Source organism: Alphaproteobacteria bacterium, from assembly GCA_020638555.1.
In the GTDB taxonomy this organism is placed as follows: Bacteria; Pseudomonadota; Alphaproteobacteria; order Bin95; family Bin95; genus JACKII01.
In genome coordinates this window covers 1,141,518-1,159,641 of sequence record JACKII010000001.1, presented here as the reverse complement: position 1 = coordinate 1,159,641, position 18,124 = coordinate 1,141,518, and the positions used below count along the sequence as shown (strand labels likewise).

The following is an 18,124-nucleotide window of genomic DNA, read 5'->3' as shown; positions in this document are numbered from 1 at the left end:
CCGCGCCTCACGGGCGCCAGAAGCTGGGCGCGAACAGCACCAGAATGGTGAAGAATTCCAACCGGCCCAGCAGCATGCCGATGGCCAGGATCCATTTCGCCAGCACCGGCAAGGCCGCATAGGTTCCCGCCGGCCCGACGATCTCCCCAATACCGGGGCCGACATTGGACATGGTGGCGATCGAGGCGGTGGCCGCCGTCGTCAGGTCCAGGCCCATAATGCCCAGGGCGACCGTTTCCAGCGCGAAGCAGGCCATGAACACCAAGGTGAAGGCCAGCACCGACTCGACGACCTCCATCGACAGCGGATTGTCGTTGAAATGGGCGACGAAGACGCCATGCGGCCGGATCAGCTTCTTGATCTGGAGCCCGGCGGCGGCAAACAGGATCTGGAAGCGGAAAATCTTGATGCCGCCGGACGCCGATCCGGCGCAGCCGCCGATGAACATCAGAAGGACGAACACGCCGGGCGCATAGCTGCCCCAGCGGTCGTATTCCGCAGTGGCATAGCCGGTGCCGGTCATGACCGAGACGACATTGAACGCGCTCAAGCGCAGGGCGACCAAAATGTCTTCGTGGCCGACGATCATCAGCGCGATCATCACGCCCAGGGTGACGATGCCCAGCGTCGCCAGATACCAGTGCACCTGGGAATCCCGGATCAGCCGGCGCCCCTGCCCCCGCGCGGCAGCCACGAACAAGGCAAACGGCATGCCGCCCGCGATCATGCCGAACGTGATGATCCAGTGGATCGCCGGGGTCTCGAACGTACCGATCGAGCCGTCGGACGTGGACAGGCCGCCGGTCGCGATCGTGGTCATGGCATGGATCAAGGCGTCGAAAAACGACATCCCCGCCAGCCAGAGCCCGATGACCAGCATCGAAGTGAGCCCGACATAGACCAGGCCGATCCAGGTCGCCAGCTGCGCGGTTCGGGGCAGGGTCTTGTGGGATCGGTCCGACGATTCGGTGCGGAACAACTGCATGCCGCCCACCTGCAACATCGGCAGCACGGCCACGGCGGTGACGATGATGCCGATGCCGCCGAACCATTGCATCATCCCGCGCCACAGCAAAATGCCGGGCGATGCATGGTCCAATCCGATCATCACGGTCGAGCCGGTGGTGGTGAACGCACTCATCGCTTCGAAAAACGCGTCCGTCACGCCCAACGGCACCTGCAACAAAGTGAAGGGCAGCGCGCCGAACGCCGCGGCGGCAAACCAGGAAAGGCTCGTCATCAAGAACGCCTGCCGCAATCCCAGTCGCGCCCGGTCGGCATGGGTCGCCAGCACCAGCGCGCCACCGACGAACAGCGTCGCCGCCGCAGCAAACAGGAAGGCGCGCCAATCCACCCCCCCCAAAAAGACTTCCGTCAGTACGGGAACCACCATGGTCGTCGCCAACGCCACCAGCTGGGCACCAACCACGAACAGGACAGGGCGAAACTCGATCATGGCCTAGCGATCTCTCACGCTGCGGTTGCCGCTGCGGCGTCATGGGTGCCGTCGATACGGCGATCTGGCGCAAACGGCGGCATCCCTGCGCCTAGCCCCGCCAGAAGTTGGGCAGAAACAACACCAGAATGGTGAAGAATTCCAGCCGCCCGAACAACATGCCGATGGCCAGCGCCCATTTGGCGCCGACCGGCAGGGCAACGAACGTGCCGGCGGGGCCAATAATCTCGCCCAAGCCCGGCCCGACATTGGAAATGGCCGTGGCCGCACCGGACATGCAGGTGATGAAATCCAGCCCCATGAAGCTGAGCGCGATGGCCAGCGTCGCAAATCCGGCCGCATAGACCAAGGAAAACGCCATGACGGAGCCCACCACCTCCGGCGAGATCGGGCGGCGGTTGTAATAGGCGATGAACACGCCGCGCGGTTGCAGCAACTGCTTCAATTGCACGATCGCCGCGCCGAACAGAATCTGGAACCGGAAAATCTTGATGCCGCAGGTCGTGGACCCGGCGCAACCGCCGAGGAACATGATGACGAAAAACATGGCCGGCGCGAAACTGCCCCAATGGTCGTATTCCGACGTGGCATAGCCCGTCCCCGTCATGATCGACGTGGCGTTGAACGCGCTCAAATGCAGCGCCGTACCGAAATCCTCGGCGGTGAAGGCCAATTGCCCGAGGGTCAGGGCCAGAATGATCACGCCCAGCGTGCCCAGGAACCAGCGCACCTGCGTATCCCGAAAGAACGGCCGGACCTGCCCCCGCACCGCCTGGAGATAGAGCACGAACGGCAGCGATCCGGCGATCATGCCAACGGTGATCAACCAGTGGATCAGCGGGTCCGGATAGGCCCCCACCGACTTGTCGGAGGTGGAAAACCCGCCGGTGGCAATGGTCGTCATGGCGTGGGCGATGGCGTCGAACAGGGTCATGCCCGCCGCCCACAGCATGGCCGACCAGAGCAATGTCATCGCCCCATAGACGATGGCGATCCACGCGGCCAGTTGAGCGGTCCGCGGAAACGCCTTGTCCGAGCGGTCCGAGCTTTCCATCCGGAACAACTGCATGCCGCCCACCTGCAACATCGGCAGCACCGCGAGGGCGGTGACGATGATGCCGATGCCGCCGAACCATTGCAGCAGCGCGCGCCACAGCAAAATGCCGGGCGGCGCATGATCCAGGCCGATCATCACGGTCGAACCGGTGGTGGTGATGCCGCTCATCGCCTCGAAGAACGCATCGGTGAAACTGAGCGGAACCTGCATCAGGACGAAGGGCAGGCTGGCAAACACCGCGGCCACCAGCCAGCACAGGGCCGTGGTCAGAAACGCCTGGCGCAGCCCCAGGCGGGCGCGCTCGGCAAATGTCGCCAGCACCAGCGCGCCGCCAACGAACAGGGTCGCCGCAGCGGCAAAGCCAAAGGCGCGCCAGTCCGGGGTGCCGGAGGCCAGCTCCACCACGCCCGGCACCAGCATCGCGCCGGCCAGAGCCAACAGCAGCAGGCCAACCACGAACAGCACCGGACGAAATTCGAACATGGACGGGACTCTCCCTGCAACCGCCGACGCGACAGGCTAGTTCGGCCGCGCGCCCTGCCCGGGGCAGTCGAGCGAAAAGGTTGGGATGGCGATTTCGAACACATCGCCGTTTTCCGTCGTCATCTCATAGGCGCCGGTCATGAACCCGCCCGGCACCGACAGCGGCGTACCGCTGGTATATTCGAAACTCTCGCCCGGCCGCAAGATCGGCTGCTCGCCGACGACACCGGCGCCCCGGACCTCCTGAACCTGCCCGCCGCCGTCGACAATGCGCCAATACCGGCGCACGAGTTGCACCGTCTCGGCGCCATGGTTCTCGATCCGGACGTGATAGGCCCAGACATAGCGCCCGTCTTGCGGACGGGATTCGCGGGCGAGATATTCCGGCTGCACCGATACGGTCAAGGCTCGGGTGGTTTCGCGGTACATCGTTTTCGGGTTCCGCCGCTGTGATCGCCCCATGCCCCCCTCCGGCACGGCCGGCGGGACGCGGGCGATACTAGAGGCGACGCCCGCCGCCCTCAAGCCACCCGATCGAAGGCCAACCGCCAAGGCAAACCCCGCAGCATCGGCGCCGATGCTGCGGGGTTCAAACGCCAGCGCTGTCGAACCCGAATGCGGGGCCGCTCCCCCCAGTGGAGCCGCCCCGCGTTCGGGAAAGGCTCAGGCGGCCTTGCGCACCGCCGCGTCGGCCGCCGCCGCCGCGCGCTCCAGGTCGGCCCAGAGGTCGTCGACATGTTCCAGGCCAATGGAAATGCGCACCAGGCCCTCGGTGATGCCGGCGGCCTCGCGCGCCTCCGGCGTCAGCACCCGGTGGGTGGTGGTGCACGGATGACAGGACAGCGACTTGGCATCGCCCAGATTGTTGGAGAGGTCGACGATCTGCAGGGCATTCAGAAAGGCGAACGCCGCGGCCCGCCCGCCGGCGACCTCAACGCTCAGCACGCTGCCATACAGGCCATCCCGCATTTGCGCCTTCGCCACCCCGTGGCTCGGATGGCTGGCGAGCCCCGGATAGGCGACGCGGGTCACGTTGGGCAATTGCTCCAGCCGCGCGGCCAGCGTGGCGGCGGTCCGGCTCATCTCGCGCACGCGGAGCGCCAGCGTCTCCAGCCCCTTGACCACGACCCAGGCGTTGAACGGGCTGAGACAGGGGCCGGTATGGCGCAGGAAGGGTTGCAAATGGTCCTTGTCGAACGCCGCGTCGCACAGCACCGCCCCACCCAGGGTCCGGCCCTGGCCGTCCAGATGCTTGGTGGTCGAATAGACGACCACGTCGCAGCCCAGGTCCAGCGGCCGTTGCAGCACCGGTGTCGCGACCACATTGTCGACGATCACCTTGGCCCCGGCCTTGTGGGCCAGATCGGACAGGGCGGCCAGGTCGACAATGTCCAGGGTCGGGTTGGTCGGTGTCTCGACAAAGACCAGCTTGGCCGGCGTCGCCAGCGCCTTGGCCCAGGCGTCCAGGTCGGCCGGCGGCACCAGATCGACCTCCACGCCCCATTTCGGCAGGATCTTGGTCAGGATGTGCAGGCTGGAGCCGAACAGGGTGGCGCCGGCCACGATCCGGTCGCCGGCCTCCAGATAGCAGGCCATCGAGGCGAACACCGCCGCCATGCCGCTGGCCGTCGTCCGGCAGACCTCCGCCCCTTCCAGCACCCGCAGGCGCTCTTCCAGCATGGTAATTGTCGGGTTGGCATAGCGCCCGTAGAGGTAGCGGTCGATATCGCCGGAGAACGCGGCATCCGCCTGCTCGGCGCTGTCGAACACGAACCCGGAATTCAGATACAGCGCCTCGCTGGTTTCGGCGTGCTGGCTGCGGGCGAGGCCGGCGCGAACCGCCAGGGTTTCCGGGCGACAGTCGGCGAGGGGATCGTTCTGGGACATGGTTGCAGTGCTCCTTCGGGGTCAACGGAGGCCGGGCCATCGTCAACCGAACTCTGCCACTGCGAACGCCAGGACACAAAAAAACCGGCCCTGGAAGCGCTCGCATTGCGCAGGCCGGCACTGGACGTCCCGACCGTTTAGCGAGGTTATTTAACGTGGCCGCAAGCTGGTCGTGCAAATCACCACGGGGCAAACTTATACGGGACGGCGAGCGCGTGCGTCAAGCAATGGTGTGCAACGGAACCAAGGCACCCGCGCCCATCGGGGCCGGATCACGACGCCTTGCTGCAACTGCCCCCGCCCAACACGCAGAATTTGGCGCAATGCGGGTGGTTCAACGGCACCGCTTCGCCGGCATCGGCCAGGGTCTCGCCCAGCTCGAATTGGGGGTCGTAGGGCAGCAAGGTGCAGGCGACGACCGCCGGCCTCTCCGCCCCCTTCCGCCGCACCACCATGCGGCTGGAGGCGCACATCAGCGCCCGCGGGTCCTGGCCCAGAATGCCCCAGCAGGCGGTGGTGATCTCGGGCACGTCCGCCGCGGCATCCATTTCCGGAAACAGGACCAGTTGCGCGGGGTCGGCGGCGTCCACCGGCCAGCCCTCGGCCGCGATCAGGCGGGCATAGCCGCCCCGCGCCTCGGCCTCGCCTTCGCCCCAGCAGGTGCGGCCGGCCAGATGCAGGGCGAAACCGTGCCCGGCCAGCCAGCGAATGCCGGCCAGCGTCGGCTCCCACGACCGCGGGCCGCGCTCCGCCTCGTGCAGTGCCGCCGTGTGATGGTCCAGCGAGACCCGCAGCACCAGGCGGTCGCCATACCGGTCTCGCAGGTCCAGCAGTGCCGCGGTCAGCTTCATCATCGGCCGCATGGCGTTGGTCAGCACCAGCGCCCGAAAGCCGCGAGCGAGAATATCCTCCAGAATCGGCACGATATCCGGCGCCATGAAGGGCTCGCCGCCGGTCAGGCCGATTTCCGCCACCGGCCAGCCGTCGCGGGCGATCTCGTCCAGATAGGGCCGGACGTCCGCGCATGTCAGATAGGCCAGCCGGTCGTTCACCGGCGAGCTTTCGATATAACAGTTGCGGCAGGTCAGGTTGCAGAGCGTGCCGGTGTTGAACCAGAGCGTGGTCAGCCGGTCGAGCGCCACGGACGCCCGGTCCGAACCGTCCAGCGTCCGCAGTGGATCCTGGAATTTGCGCGGGTCGAGGCCAAACGTGGCCGGCCGGCCGGCGATATGGTTCATGAAACGGGGCTCCCGCGCGCGGTCAAGACAAACGAAACGGCCTTCCACAGGTAGCCTGCACCCGCGGAACACCGAAATAACAGATTGGTGAGCCGTGGCGCTTCGCCCTACACTCCCGCCCAACCAACCCATTCAGGAGGAACCCCATCATGACCGGACGCGTCTCAGGCAAGGTCGCACTCATCACCGGCGGCGGCTCCGGCATCGGCCGGGCCTCTGCCCTGACCCTGGCGCGCGAGGGTGCGAGCGTGGTCGTCACCGATCTGCGCGGCGACACGGCAGAGGAAACCGCGCGCCTGATCCGGGAGGCGGGCGGCCAGGCCCGCGCCCTGGCGCAGGACACCACCGACGAGGGCCAGTGGCAGGCGGTCATGGCCACGATCCGCGCGACCGAGAAACGGCTCGACATCGTCCTGAACAATGCCGGCGTCAGCAATGACGGCCGCCTGCTGAAGGACACCAGCCTGGAGCAGTGGCGCTTCGTCAACGCCGCCAATGTCGAAGGCGTCTATCTGGGCACCAAATACGGCATCGAACTGATGGAGGAGGCCGGCAATGGCGGCTCCATCGTCAACATCTCCTCGATCTACGGCAAGGTCGGCGCCGTCGGCTCGGTCGCCTACAACGCCAGCAAGGGCGCCGTCTGCGTGTTCTCCAAGGGCGCGGCGCTGGAGTGCGGCAAGGCGGGCAACGGCGTGCGCGTCAACACCATCCATCCGGGCTTCATCGAAACCGGCATGACGCGCGAGCGCTTCAAGGACAACGCCGTCCGCGACTGGATGCTGAACCGCACGCCCATCGGCCGCGCCGGCCAGCCGCAGGACATCGCCAACGGCGTGCTCTACCTGGCCAGCGACGAAAGCGCGTTCGTGACCGGTGCCGAACTGGTGATCGACGGCGGCTTCACGGCGATCTAGGACGAGTTCCTTTCCCGCTGGCTCACCCCCACCTCCCGCCAGCCCGAACCGAAACCGTTCCGGGACCGCGCCCCAGGCTCCGCCGCCTACCCCGCCAGCAGCCGACCCACGGCATCGGCATAGACCTGGGCGCCGCGCATGATGTCCGCGTCCGAGGAATCCTCGGTCCAGTGGTGGCTGATGCCGCCGATGGAGGGGATGAACATCATGCCGGCGGGCATCAGTTGCGCCATCATCTGCGCGTCGTGCCCCGCGCCGCTGGGCATGCGCGCGTGCTTGCCGGGCGCGAACGCCTCGCCGGCGGCGTCGAGCGCGGCCTGGATGCCGTCGTCCATCCGCGCCGGCTTGTTCTGGTTCATGGTCTGCCACGAGACCGTGCAGGGCCCGGCGGCGTTCGCCTCGTCCACCAGTTCGCCGACGGTGCGTTCCAGGCGCAACAGGGTCTCCATGTCGGCATCGCGGAATTGCAGGGTCATCTCGGCCCGGCCGGGAATGATGCTGGGCGCCCCCGGAACCAGCGTGATCTGGCCCACCGTCCAGACCGAGCGCTCGCCGCACACGTCCGGGAAGCGCTCCTCCACCCGCTGGCAGAACCGGCGCAGCGCCACGCCCGCATCCTTGCGGATCGCCATGCGCGTGGTGCCGGCATGGTTCTGCACGCCCTCGAACACGATCTTGTACTGCCAGATCGCGACGATGCGGGTGACGACGCCGATCTGCAACCCCTCGCTTTCCAGCCAGTCGCCCTGTTCGATATGCGCTTCCAGCATGCCGATATAGCGCCCCGGATCGAGCCGATGCCGCGGCACCGTGCCGAGCCCCGCATCCGCCAGCGCCTGGCGCAAGGGCCGGCCGGTGGTGCGGTCGGCGCGGGCGTCGATGTCGGCCTCCGTCAGCTCGCCGGTCAGCGAGCGCGAGCCCGTGAAGCTGCCGAAATGGCCCTCCTCGTCGGCGAACGCGAACACATCGACGCCGATATCGCTGCGCCCGGCCTCGACCACCGCCCGCGCCGCCTCCAGCGCATAGACCACGCCCAGCGCGCCATCGAGCCAGCCGGCATGGTTCTGGCTTTCCAGGTGCGAGCCGCAGAGCAGCTTCCGGCCGCTCGCCGGCGTCTGCGAGATCACATTGGCGATGCCGTCGATCCAGGCCTCGTGGCCGATGGCCTTCAACTCGTCCACCAGCCAGCGCCGGGTCAGCACATCGTCCTCGGACAGGGTCGGCCGGTGCACGCCGGTCTTGTACGTGCCGATGCTGCGCAGGTGGTAGAGGTCGCGGAGCGCACGCTCCGGATTGGCTTTGATCATGAGAGCCTCGTTTGCGGTGGAAGGGCGTTTCGCTCGGCGGTTTGCTTGTTGAAATCCGGGGGATGCGGCGCGGCGGTCATGGCCTCATGCCTCACGCGGCACCGAACAGCCGGCCCCAGCGGGCGAAGGGCGCAAGGGAAGCGCCGGCGGCGCGCAGGCCGGCCCAGAGCGCGACCGCGCCGGAATCGTAGACCGGAATGCCCAATTCCCGCTCCAGCCGCGGCGCGAGCGCCGCACCGTCGACATTGGTGCAGTAGATGGCGATGCCGTCCGGCCGGGCCTCGGCCACCCGGCGGCACAGGGCCGCTATCGTGTCCTCGGTCACCGCGGCGAAGGCGAAGTTCTCGGCAATGCCCAGGCGCTCGTCCGCCACGGTCTCGATGCCGATGGCGGCGTAGTTGGCGATGATCCGCCGCTGCACGTCGGCGATATAGGGGGAGACCAGCCCCAGCCGCTTCAGGCCCCGTTCGGCGAACAGGGCGTTGAAGCCCAGCACGGCGGACTGCGCCGGGATGCCGGTGCGCGCGGTGATCGCCGCACACAGGCGTTCGTCCTGCTCGAAGCCCAGCCAGCCGGCCGACGTGCCGTTCCAGCAGATCGCGTGCACCCGCGCATCCGCCAGCAGGTCCGCGGCGGCCAGCATCGGCTCCGGATCGAACTGGGATTGCGAGTCCGCGCCCATCGAAATCTGCAACACCCGGAACCGGCTGAAATGGGCCGAAACACCGGGCGCGTCCCGCAGCATGGCGGCCACCACCGGCTCCAACACGGTGTTGGACGATGGCGTGAGCATGCCCAGGCGGACGGGCGGTTGCAGCGTCAGGGTGTCAGTCGGTGCAGGGATGGCGCTCACTCCGGCCGGGGAATCCAACTCGGTGCCTCACCCGCATAGTCCGGGCCCGGATTGCCGCGCACCGTGGTCCGCCACATGATCCGCTCGTACCGGTCCGCATCGAACCAGGTCGCCGCGTGAATGGTGCAGCGGTTATCATAGACAATCAGGTCGCCCTGGCGCCATTCGTGCGCATAGACGAAGCGTGGGTCGGTGTAGTGATGCATCAGTTGCACGGCCAGGCGGGCGCCCTCGCCATCCGGCCCAGGCTCCAGGCCGACAAACGGCCCGTTCTGCCAGTCCAACTGACCGTATTCGCAGAGAAACAAGGCTGTCTGCCCCGTCACCGGATGCGTCCGCGCCACCGGTTGCGGCTGCGGCTGTTCGTGCGGCGGCAGGGGCTTGGGCCTCTCGCCCGCCCGCAATTGCAGTGGCGACCGGCCGGAGCGCGGCCGGACATGCAAGGCCTGCAACCCCTCGACCCGTGCCTTCAGGTCGTCCGGCAAGGCGGCATAGGCGGCAACCCCGTCGGCATAGAGGGTCTGGGCCTGGTCCGGCGGCGCCGGCCGGTGGCAATAGAACAGCGAGATATCCGGCGGCGGCCGCCGGTAGCTCTGGTCGGTGTGCCAGCCGATGCGGTGGGGGAAGCGCACCGGCAGCGCGCCATCGGCGGTCAACGGCGGCTCCGGCCGGGCCGGCGGCGGCCGCGAAAACGGCGGCGTGTTCGAGACCACGAAGATCTGCGGCACGTCGGGATGGACCATGTTTTTCGGCGTGGTCGTCGTGCGATAGTCCTCGACCTCGTCGCCGAACAGCCGCGACAGGCGCAGCAGCAATTCCGGTTCTTCCGAGAGGGCGCCCAGGCCGCGCAGCCGCATCAGCCCGTGCCCGTCGGCCAGCGCCGCGACCAGGCAATCCGCATCGGCTTCGGCGGCGGCGACGAAGGCGGCGGCCGGCAGGTCCGTCACGATCGCTTTGCCGAACGAGGCGCCCGGCAGGGCCGTCGTCGTCCAGGGCTGGGGCACCGGAACGCTCCTTTCATGCTGCGCCGCACACAAGGATTGCACGACCACTGGGGCCGCGGCTGCCGGGCGGCACGGGCAGCCGCAAAATCCAAGGCTAGCCAGGAAGCCCGGCCGGGTCCAGCCCGCCAAAATGCGTATTTAGGAGCACTCGCCGGCCCGGCTCGGCCGTTGCGGATCGTCCGGCGACCGCCGCCCCATCCAGCGTGCCAGCGGGCTGGCCGTGATGCCGTGCAGCAAAATGGATAGCCCCACCGTCAGCGACACGATGGCCAGCACGTCGTGCTCGTAGGGCAGGTCGTACCGCTCTGTCATGATCAGCGTGAACAGGATCGACGCCAGGCCGCGCGGACCGAACCAGCCGAGGAACAATTTCTCGCGCAGGGCGAGGCCGGTGCCGGCCAATGACAGGTAGATCGGCAGCATGCGCACCACGGTCAGAAACAGCACCGCCAGCACGACCGCCCCCGGCGAGGCGAAGGCCAGGCCCTGCGGCAGCAGCAGGGCGCCGAAGGCGAAGAAGGACGCCATGGTCAGGATCTGCCCCTCCCCCTCCACGAATTCGCGGATGAAGCGAATATCGTGCCGATAGGTGTTGCCGAACGCCATCCCGGCGACGAAGGCGGCGATAAAGCCGTTGCCGCCGATGGCGCCGGCCAGGAGATAGGCGGCAAAGGCGGTGCAAAGGAACACGACGCCCCCGGCGGACGGCACCACCCAGTCCCGCTCCTCGGCCCAGTCCATCGCCCGCGCGACCCCGCACCCCACGGCCACGCCGGCCAGCGGCCCCAGGATCACCTCGCCCAGCGCCTCGACCAGCATGCCGCCCAGCACCTCCCGGCCGAGCCCCGCCGCCAGGATCGCGCCGACCAGGACGAAGGGCAGCGCCAGCCCGTCGTTCAGCCCGCTTTCCACATTGATGGACTGGCTCAGCCGCTCCGGCACGTCCGCGCTGGTGACCACGGACTGGCCGAGCGCCGCATCCGTCGGCGTCAGCAAGGCCGCAACCAACATTGCGAGCGCAAAGCCGATCGACGGCTCCAGAGACAGCGTCGCCACGGTGCCGAGGGCCACGGTCAAGGGCATGCCCACGATCAGCATCCGGGCGGGAAGGCGCCAGTTTCGCCCCATGCGCCGAAACCGCACCGTGCTGGCGTCCGAGAACAGCACCAGCACCAGCGTCACCTCCGCCAGCAACCACTTGCTTTCGCCCACCAGGGCGGGGCTCAGTGCCGCGGTCATGGTCTCCGACAGGGCATAGCCCAGGGCGGCAAACAGGATCGGCAAGGTCAGCACCGTCCGCCCCAGCGCGCCGCTCACCAGGGAATAGGCGACGAATGCCGCAAGGATGATCAACCAGAACAGAGAGGTCATTGTCCGCAATCCCTTTTTCCGCCGCCGCAACGCATGCGCTCACCGGGGTAGCGTGAACGAAAGGCGCCCGAACGCCAAGCGTGCTCCGGTCGGAGCGGCCGGGCCAGGCTTGGCGTCCGGGTGCCGCAGCGATCGCCGGCCGCGGCAAAATTCCCTGGACAAGGCCCGGCGGGCAAGACCACATACGGGGCGGTATACCTTACGGAACGAGGAAGTCGGTCATGGGCGAAGCCTGGATCATCGACGCCTGCCGCACCCCCCGCGGCATCGGCAAATACGGCAAGGGCGCCTTGTCGACCATCCACCCGCAGCAATTGGGCGCCAGCGTGCTGAAGGCCCTGGCCAAGCGCAACGCCCTCGACACCGCCGCGGTCGACGACATCGTCTGGGGCACCAGCGCCCAGGTGGCGCAGCAGGGCGGCGATCTCGGCCGCATGGCGGCGCTGGATGCCGGCTACGACACCAAGGCCAGCGGCGTCACGCTCGACCGCTATTGCGGCTCCGGCATCACCGCGGTGAACATGGCGGCGGCCTCGATCATGGCCGGCATGGAGGATCTGGTGGTTGCCGGCGGCACCGAAATGATGTCGATGCCGAACCGGCGCAATCCCAACGACTCGCCGACCATGGACAACGGCAATCTGCGCCTGCGCGCCAAACACCCGCAGACCCACCAGGGCATTTGCGCCGACGCCATCGCCACCCTGGAGGGCATCAGCCGCGAGACGCTGGACGAACTGGGCTATGTCAGCCAGCAGCGCGCCGCCCATGCCATCGAAAACGGGCATTTCGCCAAAAGCCTGGTGCCGGTCTATCACGAGGACGGCACGCTGGCGCTGGACCACGAGGAATATCCGCGGCCGCAGACCACGCGCGAGGGGCTGGCGAACCTGAAGCCGGCCTTCCAGGCCATGGCCGACCACCCGCTGGACGAGGCCGGCACGACGTATCGCAACCTGATCCTGCAGAAATACCCGGATCTGGATATCAATTTCGTGCACCATGCCGGCAACTCGTCCGGCGTGGTCGACGGCGCGGCGGCGCTGTTGCTGGCCTCGCCGGACTACGCCAAGGCGCACGGCATGAAGCCGCGGGCGCGCATCGTCGCCTGGGCCAATGTCGGCGACTCGCCGACCCTGATGCTGAACGCGCCGGTGCCGGCGGCGAAAAAGGCGCTGGCCCGGGCGGGTCTGACGCTCGCCGATATCGACCTGTTCGAGATCAACGAGGCGTTCGCGGTCGTTGCCGAGAAGTTCATCCGCGACCTGGACCTGGACCGGGAGAAGGTGAACGTCAACGGCGGCTCCATCGCCCTCGGCCATCCGATCGGCGCCACCGGCTCGATCCTGATCGGCACGGTGCTGGACGAGTTGGAGCGCCGCGACCTGCAACGGGGGCTGGTCACCATGTGCGCCGCCGGCGGCATGGCGCCTGCCGTCATCATCGAGCGGATGTAGCGCCCTTCCCGGAGCCTGCGGAGCGGGCATCCGGGACCGGCCGCTCCCGCGAACACCGGCAGCGACGGTGTTCGAAGGCTGACACTGGCCCCGGGTCTCGGCTCCGCCGCGCCCGGGGAACGGTGCGCCCGGAATTGCGGGCGGAGCGACCAGGCCGCGAAAGGCTCGGCCGTCCCTCTCAGATCCGCTGGCTGCGGCCTTCCCAATAGGGTGCGCGCAGTTCGTTCTTGTAGAGCTTGCCGGTCGGCAGGCGCGGCAGTTCCGCCCAGAAATCCACCGAACGCGGCACCATATAGCCGGCCAGCCGCTCGCGCGCGAAGGCGATCAACTCTTCGGCGAGCGCCGCGTCGGGCGTGACGCCGTCCGCCGCCTGGACCACGGCCTTGACCTCTTCGCCGAACTCATCGTTCGGCACGCCGATCACGCCGACATCCGCCACCTTCGGGTGCAGCACCAGCACATCCTCGATCTGCTGCGGATAGATGTTCACGCCGCCGGAAATGATCATGAAGCTCTTGCGGTCGGTCAGGAACAGATAGCCGTCGGCATCGACATAGCCGACATCGCCGAGCGCGGTCCAATTCGGGTGGACCGGGTGCTGCGCCGCCAGCGTCTTGTCCGGGTCGTTGTGATAGGAGAACGGCCGTTCCGGCTGCTCGAAATAGATCAGGCCGGTCTCGCCCGGCGGCAATTCGGTGCCCTCGTCGTCGCAGATGTGGAGAATGCCGCTTTTGGCGCGGCCGACGGAGCCGGGCTTCTGCAACCACTCCGCACTGTCAAGCGAGGTGCGGCCATTGCCTTCGGAGGCGCCGTAATATTCCAGCAGGATCGGCCCCCACCAATCGATCATCTGCCGCTTGACCTCGACCGGACAGGGGGCCGCGGCATGCACCGCCATTTGGTGGCTGGAGAGATCGTAGCGCCGTCGCACCGCCTCCGGCAGTTTCAGCATGCGCACGAACATGGTCGGCACCCACTGGCTGTGGGTGATGCGGTGGCGCTCGATCAGGCGCAACGCCGCTTCCTCGTCGAACCGCTCCATCATCACCACGGTGCCGCCCAGGGCCTGCACGCCGATGCTCCAGGCGCAGGGCGCGGCATGGTAGATCGGCGCCGGCGACAGATAGACCGTGTCCTCGCTGAAGCCATAGGCGGCCAGCGAGGCGGTCTGCAACATGCCGTGGCCGATCCACTGCTCGGTCAGCGGCCGCTTGATGCCCTTCGGCCGGCCGGTGGTGCCGGAGCTGTAGAACATGAACGCGCCCATGGGCTGCTCGGCCAGCGGCGCGTCGGGCAAGGCTGCCAGTTCGCGGTCGAGGTCGACCAGCCCCTCCGCCGCGCCCCCCAGGCACAGCCGCAGCCGGCAGCCCGGCGCCCGGTCGCCCAGCTTCTGGATGCTCTCGGCCTTGCCGGGCGAGGTCATCACCGCCTGGGCGCCGGAATCCTCCAGGATATAGGCGACGTCGGCCGGCGGCAGATAGCGGTTGACCGGCGTCACGTGCAGGCCGGAGCGCAGCCCCGCCCACATGGCCGCGAAGAATTGCGGCACATTCTCCATCAGCACCGCGCAATGGTCGCCGCGGCGCAGGCCCTGGGCGTGGAGATACTGCGCGATGCGGTTGGAATGGGCGTCCAACTGCGCATGGGTCACGATTTCGCCGGTTCCCGCCATGATCACGGCGGGGTGGTCGGGACGGGTTTCGGCGGTCTGGCCGGGAAACATGAGCGGGTGGTTCTCCTAGAGCAGGTTCCAATCGCGTTGGCTCACGGAACCTGCTCTATTTTGTTGATTTGACGCAATTATCCGAGTCGCGCAATGACTCCATTGCGCTTGAAATTGCTCTAATAGCCGAGCAGGCGCGCATAGCGGTCGCGATGGAAGGCGCGGTTGCCGAACGCCGCCTCCAGCACGCGGGCGCGCTTCAGATAGAGGCCGGCGTCGAACTCGTCGGTCATGCCGATGCCGCCATGGATCTGGATCAGGTCGTTCGACATGTCATAGAGGCATTCGCCCATGCGGGCCTTGGCGAGCGAACAGAGCTGGGCCGCGTCCGGCGCGCCGTCGTCCAGCGCCTGCAACGCTGCCTCGACGCAGGACCGCGCCAGTTCCAGGCTGCTGAACAGCGCCGCCGCGCGATGCCCCAGCGCCTGGAACGAGCCGATCACCCGCCCGAACTGCTTGCGCGTCTTCAGATAGTCCAGCGTCAGGTCGAACGCCGCCGCCGCCGTGCCCAGCATTTCCGCCGCCAGCCCGGCCCGCGCCCGGTCCATCGTCGCATCCAGCAACGGAAAGCCGCCGTCGACCGCGCCCAGCACCGCGTCCGCCGGCACCGCGACGCCGTCGAAGCGGATGGTGGCATAGCCGCGGCTATCCATGGTGCCGATCGGCGCACGGCGGATGCCCGCCGCATCGGCCGGCACCAGGAACAGCGTGATCCCCGCGGTCTCGCCCGGTCGGCCCGCGGTGCGCGCCGCGACGATCAGGTGGGTCGCGGCCATCCCTTCCAGAACGAATGTCTTTTCGCCGTCGAGCCGGAAACCGCCCGCCTCGGCGACCGCCGTCATGGCGGTGGCCGCCGGGGCGTGGCGCGGGCCTTCGTCGACCGCCAGGGTGACGATGGCCTGGCCCTTGGCGATCTCCGGCAACAGCGCCCGTTTTTGCGCCTCGTTGCCGCCCAGCAGCAGGGCCGAGGCGCCGACCAGCGCCGAGGCGAACAGCGGTGCGGCGGTCAGATTGCGCCCCAGTTCCTCCAGCACCAGACCGAAGGTGAGATAGCCCAGGTCGGAGCCGCCATAGGCTTCCGGGATGACGATGCCGGTCCATCCCAGTTCGGCCATCGCCGCCCAGGTCTTGGGTTCGAAGGCGCCGGGCAGGTGCGCGTCGCGCACGGCCCGGAAGGCCTGGACCGGTGCCTGCTCCACCGCCCAGGCCTTGGCCTGGTCGCGGATGATGGATTGTTCTTCGCTGAGTGCTGCCATGACGGCGGTTCCTCTTGTACGTTGCCGGGCGGGCGCCGACCGGCGCCCTGCCGTCAGCCCTTCTGGGTGGTTTCGGGCAGGCCCAGAATGTTCTTCGAGATGATGTTGTATTGCACCTCGAACGAGCCGCCATAGATCGACGCCGCCTTGCCGAACAGCCATTCGCGCACGCTGGCCAGTTCGTCGGCCTCATAGGCCTCTCCGTCCCAGCCGACGCCCTGTGCGCCCATGATCTCCATCTTGAGCTCGGCCTTGGTCTGGGCGACGCGGGTGGCGGAGTTTTTCAGGATCGATGCCGCCGCCGAGACCTTGACCTGGCCCCTGGCCTCCGCGGTGATGCGGGCGATGGTCAGTTCGTGCGCCTTCGCCGCCATCAGATTGTCGGTCAGGCGCGCGCGCAGGTCCTTGTCGCTGAGCGTGCCGTCCGCGTCGGTGCCGACATAGCGTTTCGCCAGGTCTTGCAACGGTTCCTCGTTGTCGAGCTTGCGGCGGCCGGCGCTGGTCTGGCTCTGGCGCTCATGCTGCAACAAGCGCTTGATCACGCTCCAGCCGTCGTTGAGCTCACCCAGCAGGTCGGCCTTGTCGGCGCGGGCGTCGTCGAAATAGGTCTCGCAGAACGGCGAGGCGCCGGAGATCAGCGGGATTGGCCGGGTGCGCACGCCGGGCTGGTCCATCGGCAGCAGCACGAAGCTGATGCCGTCGCGCTTCGGCTTGGCCGGGTCGGTGCGCACCAGCGCCCCGCACCATTGCGAGATATCGGCGCCGGAGGTCCAGATTTTCTGGCCGTTGACGACGAAATGATCACCCTTGTCCTCGGCCTTGGTGCCGAGCGAGGCCAGGTCGGAGCCCGCATTCGGCTCCGACAGGCCCAGGCACCAGCGGACTTCGCCACTGGCCATCCCCCGCAGGTGCCGGGCCTTCTGGTCGTCGGTGCCGTATTCCAGCATGGTCGGGCCGACCATGGTCACGCCCATGCCGGCCAGCGTCGGGATCGGATTGAAGGCGCCAATGGCCTCCATTTCTTCCTGAATCACCTTGGCCTGCGGATGGCCGAGGCCGGCGCCACCGTATTCGGCCGGCCAGGTCGGCGCGCCCCAGCCCTTGCCGGCCAGGCGCGAGCGCCAAACCTCCAGGTCGGCGGCAAGCGCCGGATCTTTGTCGGCGAGCGCCCGGTAGGACTTGTCCTTCAGCGCCGGGGGAAAATTGGCGGCGAGCCAGTCGCGGGCGTCGCTGCGAAAGGCCTGCTGTTCAACACTGGCATTCATGCAAATGGCTCCTTCCAGGGAGGAAATGGGGACGGACCGAAGACGCCTCAGCGGCCCTTCCAGACCGGAACCCGGCGCTCGGTCATGGCGCGCACGCCTTCCTTGAAGTCCTCGGTCCCGCGCAGACGGTCCTGGATGGAAAGCTCATGGTCGGTGGCCGCTTTCACCCGGTCGGCCAGGTCGCCGCGCATGGTCTTGCGCGTCTCCAGGATCGAAATCGGCGAGCACTCGGCGATTTCGGTCGCCAGAGCCACGGCGGTCTCCCGCAATGCGTCCATCGGCACCAACACGTCGACCAGGCCCCATTCCTTGGCCTCCTCGGCCTTGATGCGGCGGGATGTGTAGAACATGAGCTGGGTGCGGCTCTTGCCGATCACCTCCGGCAGGGTCACCGTCAGGCCGAAGCCCGGATGGAAGCCCAATCGGGTGAAATTGGCGGAGAAGCGCGCTTCCGGGCAGGCCACCCGGAAATCCGGCACCAGCGCCAGGCCCAGGCCGCCGCCGACCGCCGCGCCCTGGATCGCGCCGATGATCGGCTTCGGCGTGCGGAACAGGCGCACGGCCTCCTGATACAGATGGCCCTTGCGGGGTTTCGTGTCCTGCACCGGCTGGGTGAAGTTGCCGCCGGCGCAGAAATTCTTGCCCTGGGCGCAGAGCACGATGGCGCGGCATTGGGCGTCGGTGCCCAGGTCCTCGCAGGCCGCGGCAATCGACTCGATCAGGGTGTAGTCGAAATAATTGTGCGGCGGGCGCTGAAGCTCGATGACGGCGACATGGTTGTCCAGCGTGACGCCGATGTCCGGATAGCTGCCATAGGGGGTGGCCATGATGGGGAGTCCTCTGAATTTTT

15 protein-coding genes and 1 riboswitch are annotated in these 18,124 nt (G+C 67.8%); of the genes, 2 read left to right on the top strand and 13 right to left on the bottom strand.

What is annotated here, in order from left to right; genetic code table 11:
• Positions 1 to 7: 7 nt before the first annotated feature.
• The 5 genes from H6844_05315 to H6844_05295 all read right to left on the bottom strand — a co-directional run bounded on the left by H6844_05315 (position 8) and on the right by H6844_05295 (position 6,121).
• Complete coding sequence (locus H6844_05315; GenBank protein ID MCB9928823.1) at positions 8 to 1,456, bottom strand: TrkH family potassium uptake protein; 1,449 nt, start codon at positions 1,454 to 1,456, stop codon at positions 8 to 10.
• Positions 1,457 to 1,547: 91 nt separating this feature from the next.
• Positions 1,548 to 2,996 (bottom strand): TrkH family potassium uptake protein, encoded by a 1,449-nt coding sequence (locus tag H6844_05310; protein MCB9928822.1) that lies wholly within the window; start codon positions 2,994 to 2,996, stop codon positions 1,548 to 1,550.
• Between the two features lie 36 nt (positions 2,997 to 3,032).
• On the bottom strand, positions 3,033 to 3,425 hold the full coding sequence (gene apaG / locus H6844_05305; GenBank protein ID MCB9928821.1) for a Co2+/Mg2+ efflux protein ApaG: 393 nt from the start codon (positions 3,423 to 3,425) through the stop codon (positions 3,033 to 3,035).
• A gap of 234 nt (positions 3,426 to 3,659) precedes the next feature.
• Positions 3,660 to 4,883 carry an O-succinylhomoserine sulfhydrylase gene (gene metZ, locus H6844_05300; protein MCB9928820.1) on the bottom strand — a complete coding sequence of 408 codons (1,224 nt, stop codon included), beginning with the start codon at positions 4,881 to 4,883 and terminating at the stop codon, positions 3,660 to 3,662.
• Between the two features lie 117 nt (positions 4,884 to 5,000).
• Positions 5,001 to 5,079: riboswitch (SAM riboswitch) on the bottom strand.
• Positions 5,080 to 5,155: 76 nt separating this feature from the next.
• Positions 5,156 to 6,121, bottom strand: a complete 966-nt coding sequence (locus H6844_05295) for a radical SAM protein (protein MCB9928819.1) — start codon at positions 6,119 to 6,121, stop codon at positions 5,156 to 5,158.
• 149 nt (positions 6,122 to 6,270) lie between these two features.
• On the opposite strand from H6844_05295, the gene H6844_05290 reads away from it, so the two are divergent.
• Positions 6,271 to 7,038 carry a glucose 1-dehydrogenase gene (locus tag H6844_05290; protein ID MCB9928818.1) on the top strand — a complete coding sequence of 256 codons (768 nt, stop codon included), beginning with the start codon at positions 6,271 to 6,273 and terminating at the stop codon, positions 7,036 to 7,038.
• A gap of 86 nt (positions 7,039 to 7,124) precedes the next feature.
• On the opposite strand, the gene H6844_05285 is transcribed toward H6844_05290, so the two are convergent.
• The 4 genes from H6844_05285 to H6844_05270 form a co-directional block, all read right to left on the bottom strand.
• Complete coding sequence (locus H6844_05285) at positions 7,125 to 8,345, bottom strand: Zn-dependent hydrolase (GenBank protein MCB9928817.1); 1,221 nt, start codon at positions 8,343 to 8,345, stop codon at positions 7,125 to 7,127.
• Between the two features lie 91 nt (positions 8,346 to 8,436).
• A complete protein-coding gene (locus tag H6844_05280) occupies positions 8,437 to 9,138 on the bottom strand; it encodes an Asp/Glu/hydantoin racemase (protein MCB9928816.1) in 702 nt (233 codons plus the stop codon).
• A gap of 56 nt (positions 9,139 to 9,194) precedes the next feature.
• The gene (locus H6844_05275; GenBank protein MCB9928815.1) at positions 9,195 to 10,202 is read right to left on the bottom strand and encodes a TauD/TfdA family dioxygenase; all 1,008 of its coding nucleotides are present in this window, start codon (positions 10,200 to 10,202) and stop codon (positions 9,195 to 9,197) included.
• A 138-nt stretch (positions 10,203 to 10,340) separates the two neighbouring features.
• Positions 10,341 to 11,573 (bottom strand): cation:proton antiporter, encoded by a 1,233-nt coding sequence (locus H6844_05270; protein ID MCB9928814.1) that lies wholly within the window; start codon positions 11,571 to 11,573, stop codon positions 10,341 to 10,343.
• Positions 11,574 to 11,794: 221 nt separating this feature from the next.
• Between H6844_05270 and H6844_05265 the strand changes: the two genes are divergently transcribed.
• On the top strand, positions 11,795 to 13,030 hold the full coding sequence (locus H6844_05265) for an acetyl-CoA C-acetyltransferase (GenBank protein MCB9928813.1): 1,236 nt from the start codon (positions 11,795 to 11,797) through the stop codon (positions 13,028 to 13,030).
• A 178-nt stretch (positions 13,031 to 13,208) separates the two neighbouring features.
• On the opposite strand, the gene H6844_05260 is transcribed toward H6844_05265, so the two are convergent.
• The 4 genes from H6844_05260 to H6844_05245 form a co-directional block, all read right to left on the bottom strand.
• Positions 13,209 to 14,753 (bottom strand): acyl-CoA synthetase, encoded by a 1,545-nt coding sequence (locus H6844_05260; GenBank protein ID MCB9928812.1) that lies wholly within the window; start codon positions 14,751 to 14,753, stop codon positions 13,209 to 13,211.
• Positions 14,754 to 14,872: 119 nt separating this feature from the next.
• A complete protein-coding gene (locus H6844_05255; protein ID MCB9928811.1) occupies positions 14,873 to 16,009 on the bottom strand; it encodes an acyl-CoA dehydrogenase family protein in 1,137 nt (378 codons plus the stop codon).
• 53 nt (positions 16,010 to 16,062) lie between these two features.
• Positions 16,063 to 17,274 (bottom strand): acyl-CoA dehydrogenase family protein, encoded by a 1,212-nt coding sequence (locus H6844_05250; protein MCB9928810.1) that lies wholly within the window; start codon positions 17,272 to 17,274, stop codon positions 16,063 to 16,065.
• Positions 17,275 to 17,321: 47 nt separating this feature from the next.
• Complete coding sequence (locus H6844_05245; GenBank protein ID MCB9928809.1) at positions 17,322 to 18,101, bottom strand: enoyl-CoA hydratase/isomerase family protein; 780 nt, start codon at positions 18,099 to 18,101, stop codon at positions 17,322 to 17,324.
• Positions 18,102 to 18,124 lie beyond the last annotated feature (23 nt).

Excerpts from the sequence above, each read along its gene's own strand:
- H6844_05315 (MCB9928823.1), bottom strand. The coding sequence starts at position 1,456 with ATGATCGAGTTTCGCCCTGTCCTGTTCGTGGTTGGTGCCCAGCTGGTG.
- H6844_05310 (MCB9928822.1), bottom strand. The coding sequence starts at position 2,996 with ATGTTCGAATTTCGTCCGGTGCTGTTCGTGGTTGGCCTGCTGCTGTTG.
- apaG (MCB9928821.1), bottom strand. The coding sequence starts at position 3,425 with ATGTACCGCGAAACCACCCGAGCCTTGACCGTATCGGTGCAGCCGGAA.
- metZ (MCB9928820.1), bottom strand. The coding sequence starts at position 4,883 with ATGTCCCAGAACGATCCCCTCGCCGACTGTCGCCCGGAAACCCTGGCG.
- H6844_05295 (MCB9928819.1), bottom strand. The coding sequence starts at position 6,121 with ATGAACCATATCGCCGGCCGGCCGGCCACGTTTGGCCTCGACCCGCGC.
- H6844_05290 (MCB9928818.1), top strand. The coding sequence starts at position 6,271 with ATGACCGGACGCGTCTCAGGCAAGGTCGCACTCATCACCGGCGGCGGC.
- H6844_05285 (MCB9928817.1), bottom strand. The coding sequence starts at position 8,345 with ATGATCAAAGCCAATCCGGAGCGTGCGCTCCGCGACCTCTACCACCTG.
- H6844_05280 (MCB9928816.1), bottom strand. The coding sequence starts at position 9,138 with ATGCTCACGCCATCGTCCAACACCGTGTTGGAGCCGGTGGTGGCCGCC.
- H6844_05270 (MCB9928814.1), bottom strand. The coding sequence starts at position 11,573 with ATGACCTCTCTGTTCTGGTTGATCATCCTTGCGGCATTCGTCGCCTAT.
- H6844_05265 (MCB9928813.1), top strand. The coding sequence starts at position 11,795 with ATGGGCGAAGCCTGGATCATCGACGCCTGCCGCACCCCCCGCGGCATC.
- H6844_05260 (MCB9928812.1), bottom strand. The coding sequence starts at position 14,753 with ATGTTTCCCGGCCAGACCGCCGAAACCCGTCCCGACCACCCCGCCGTG.
- H6844_05255 (MCB9928811.1), bottom strand. The coding sequence starts at position 16,009 with ATGGCAGCACTCAGCGAAGAACAATCCATCATCCGCGACCAGGCCAAG.
- H6844_05250 (MCB9928810.1), bottom strand. The coding sequence starts at position 17,274 with ATGAATGCCAGTGTTGAACAGCAGGCCTTTCGCAGCGACGCCCGCGAC.
- H6844_05245 (MCB9928809.1), bottom strand. The coding sequence starts at position 18,101 with ATGGCCACCCCCTATGGCAGCTATCCGGACATCGGCGTCACGCTGGAC.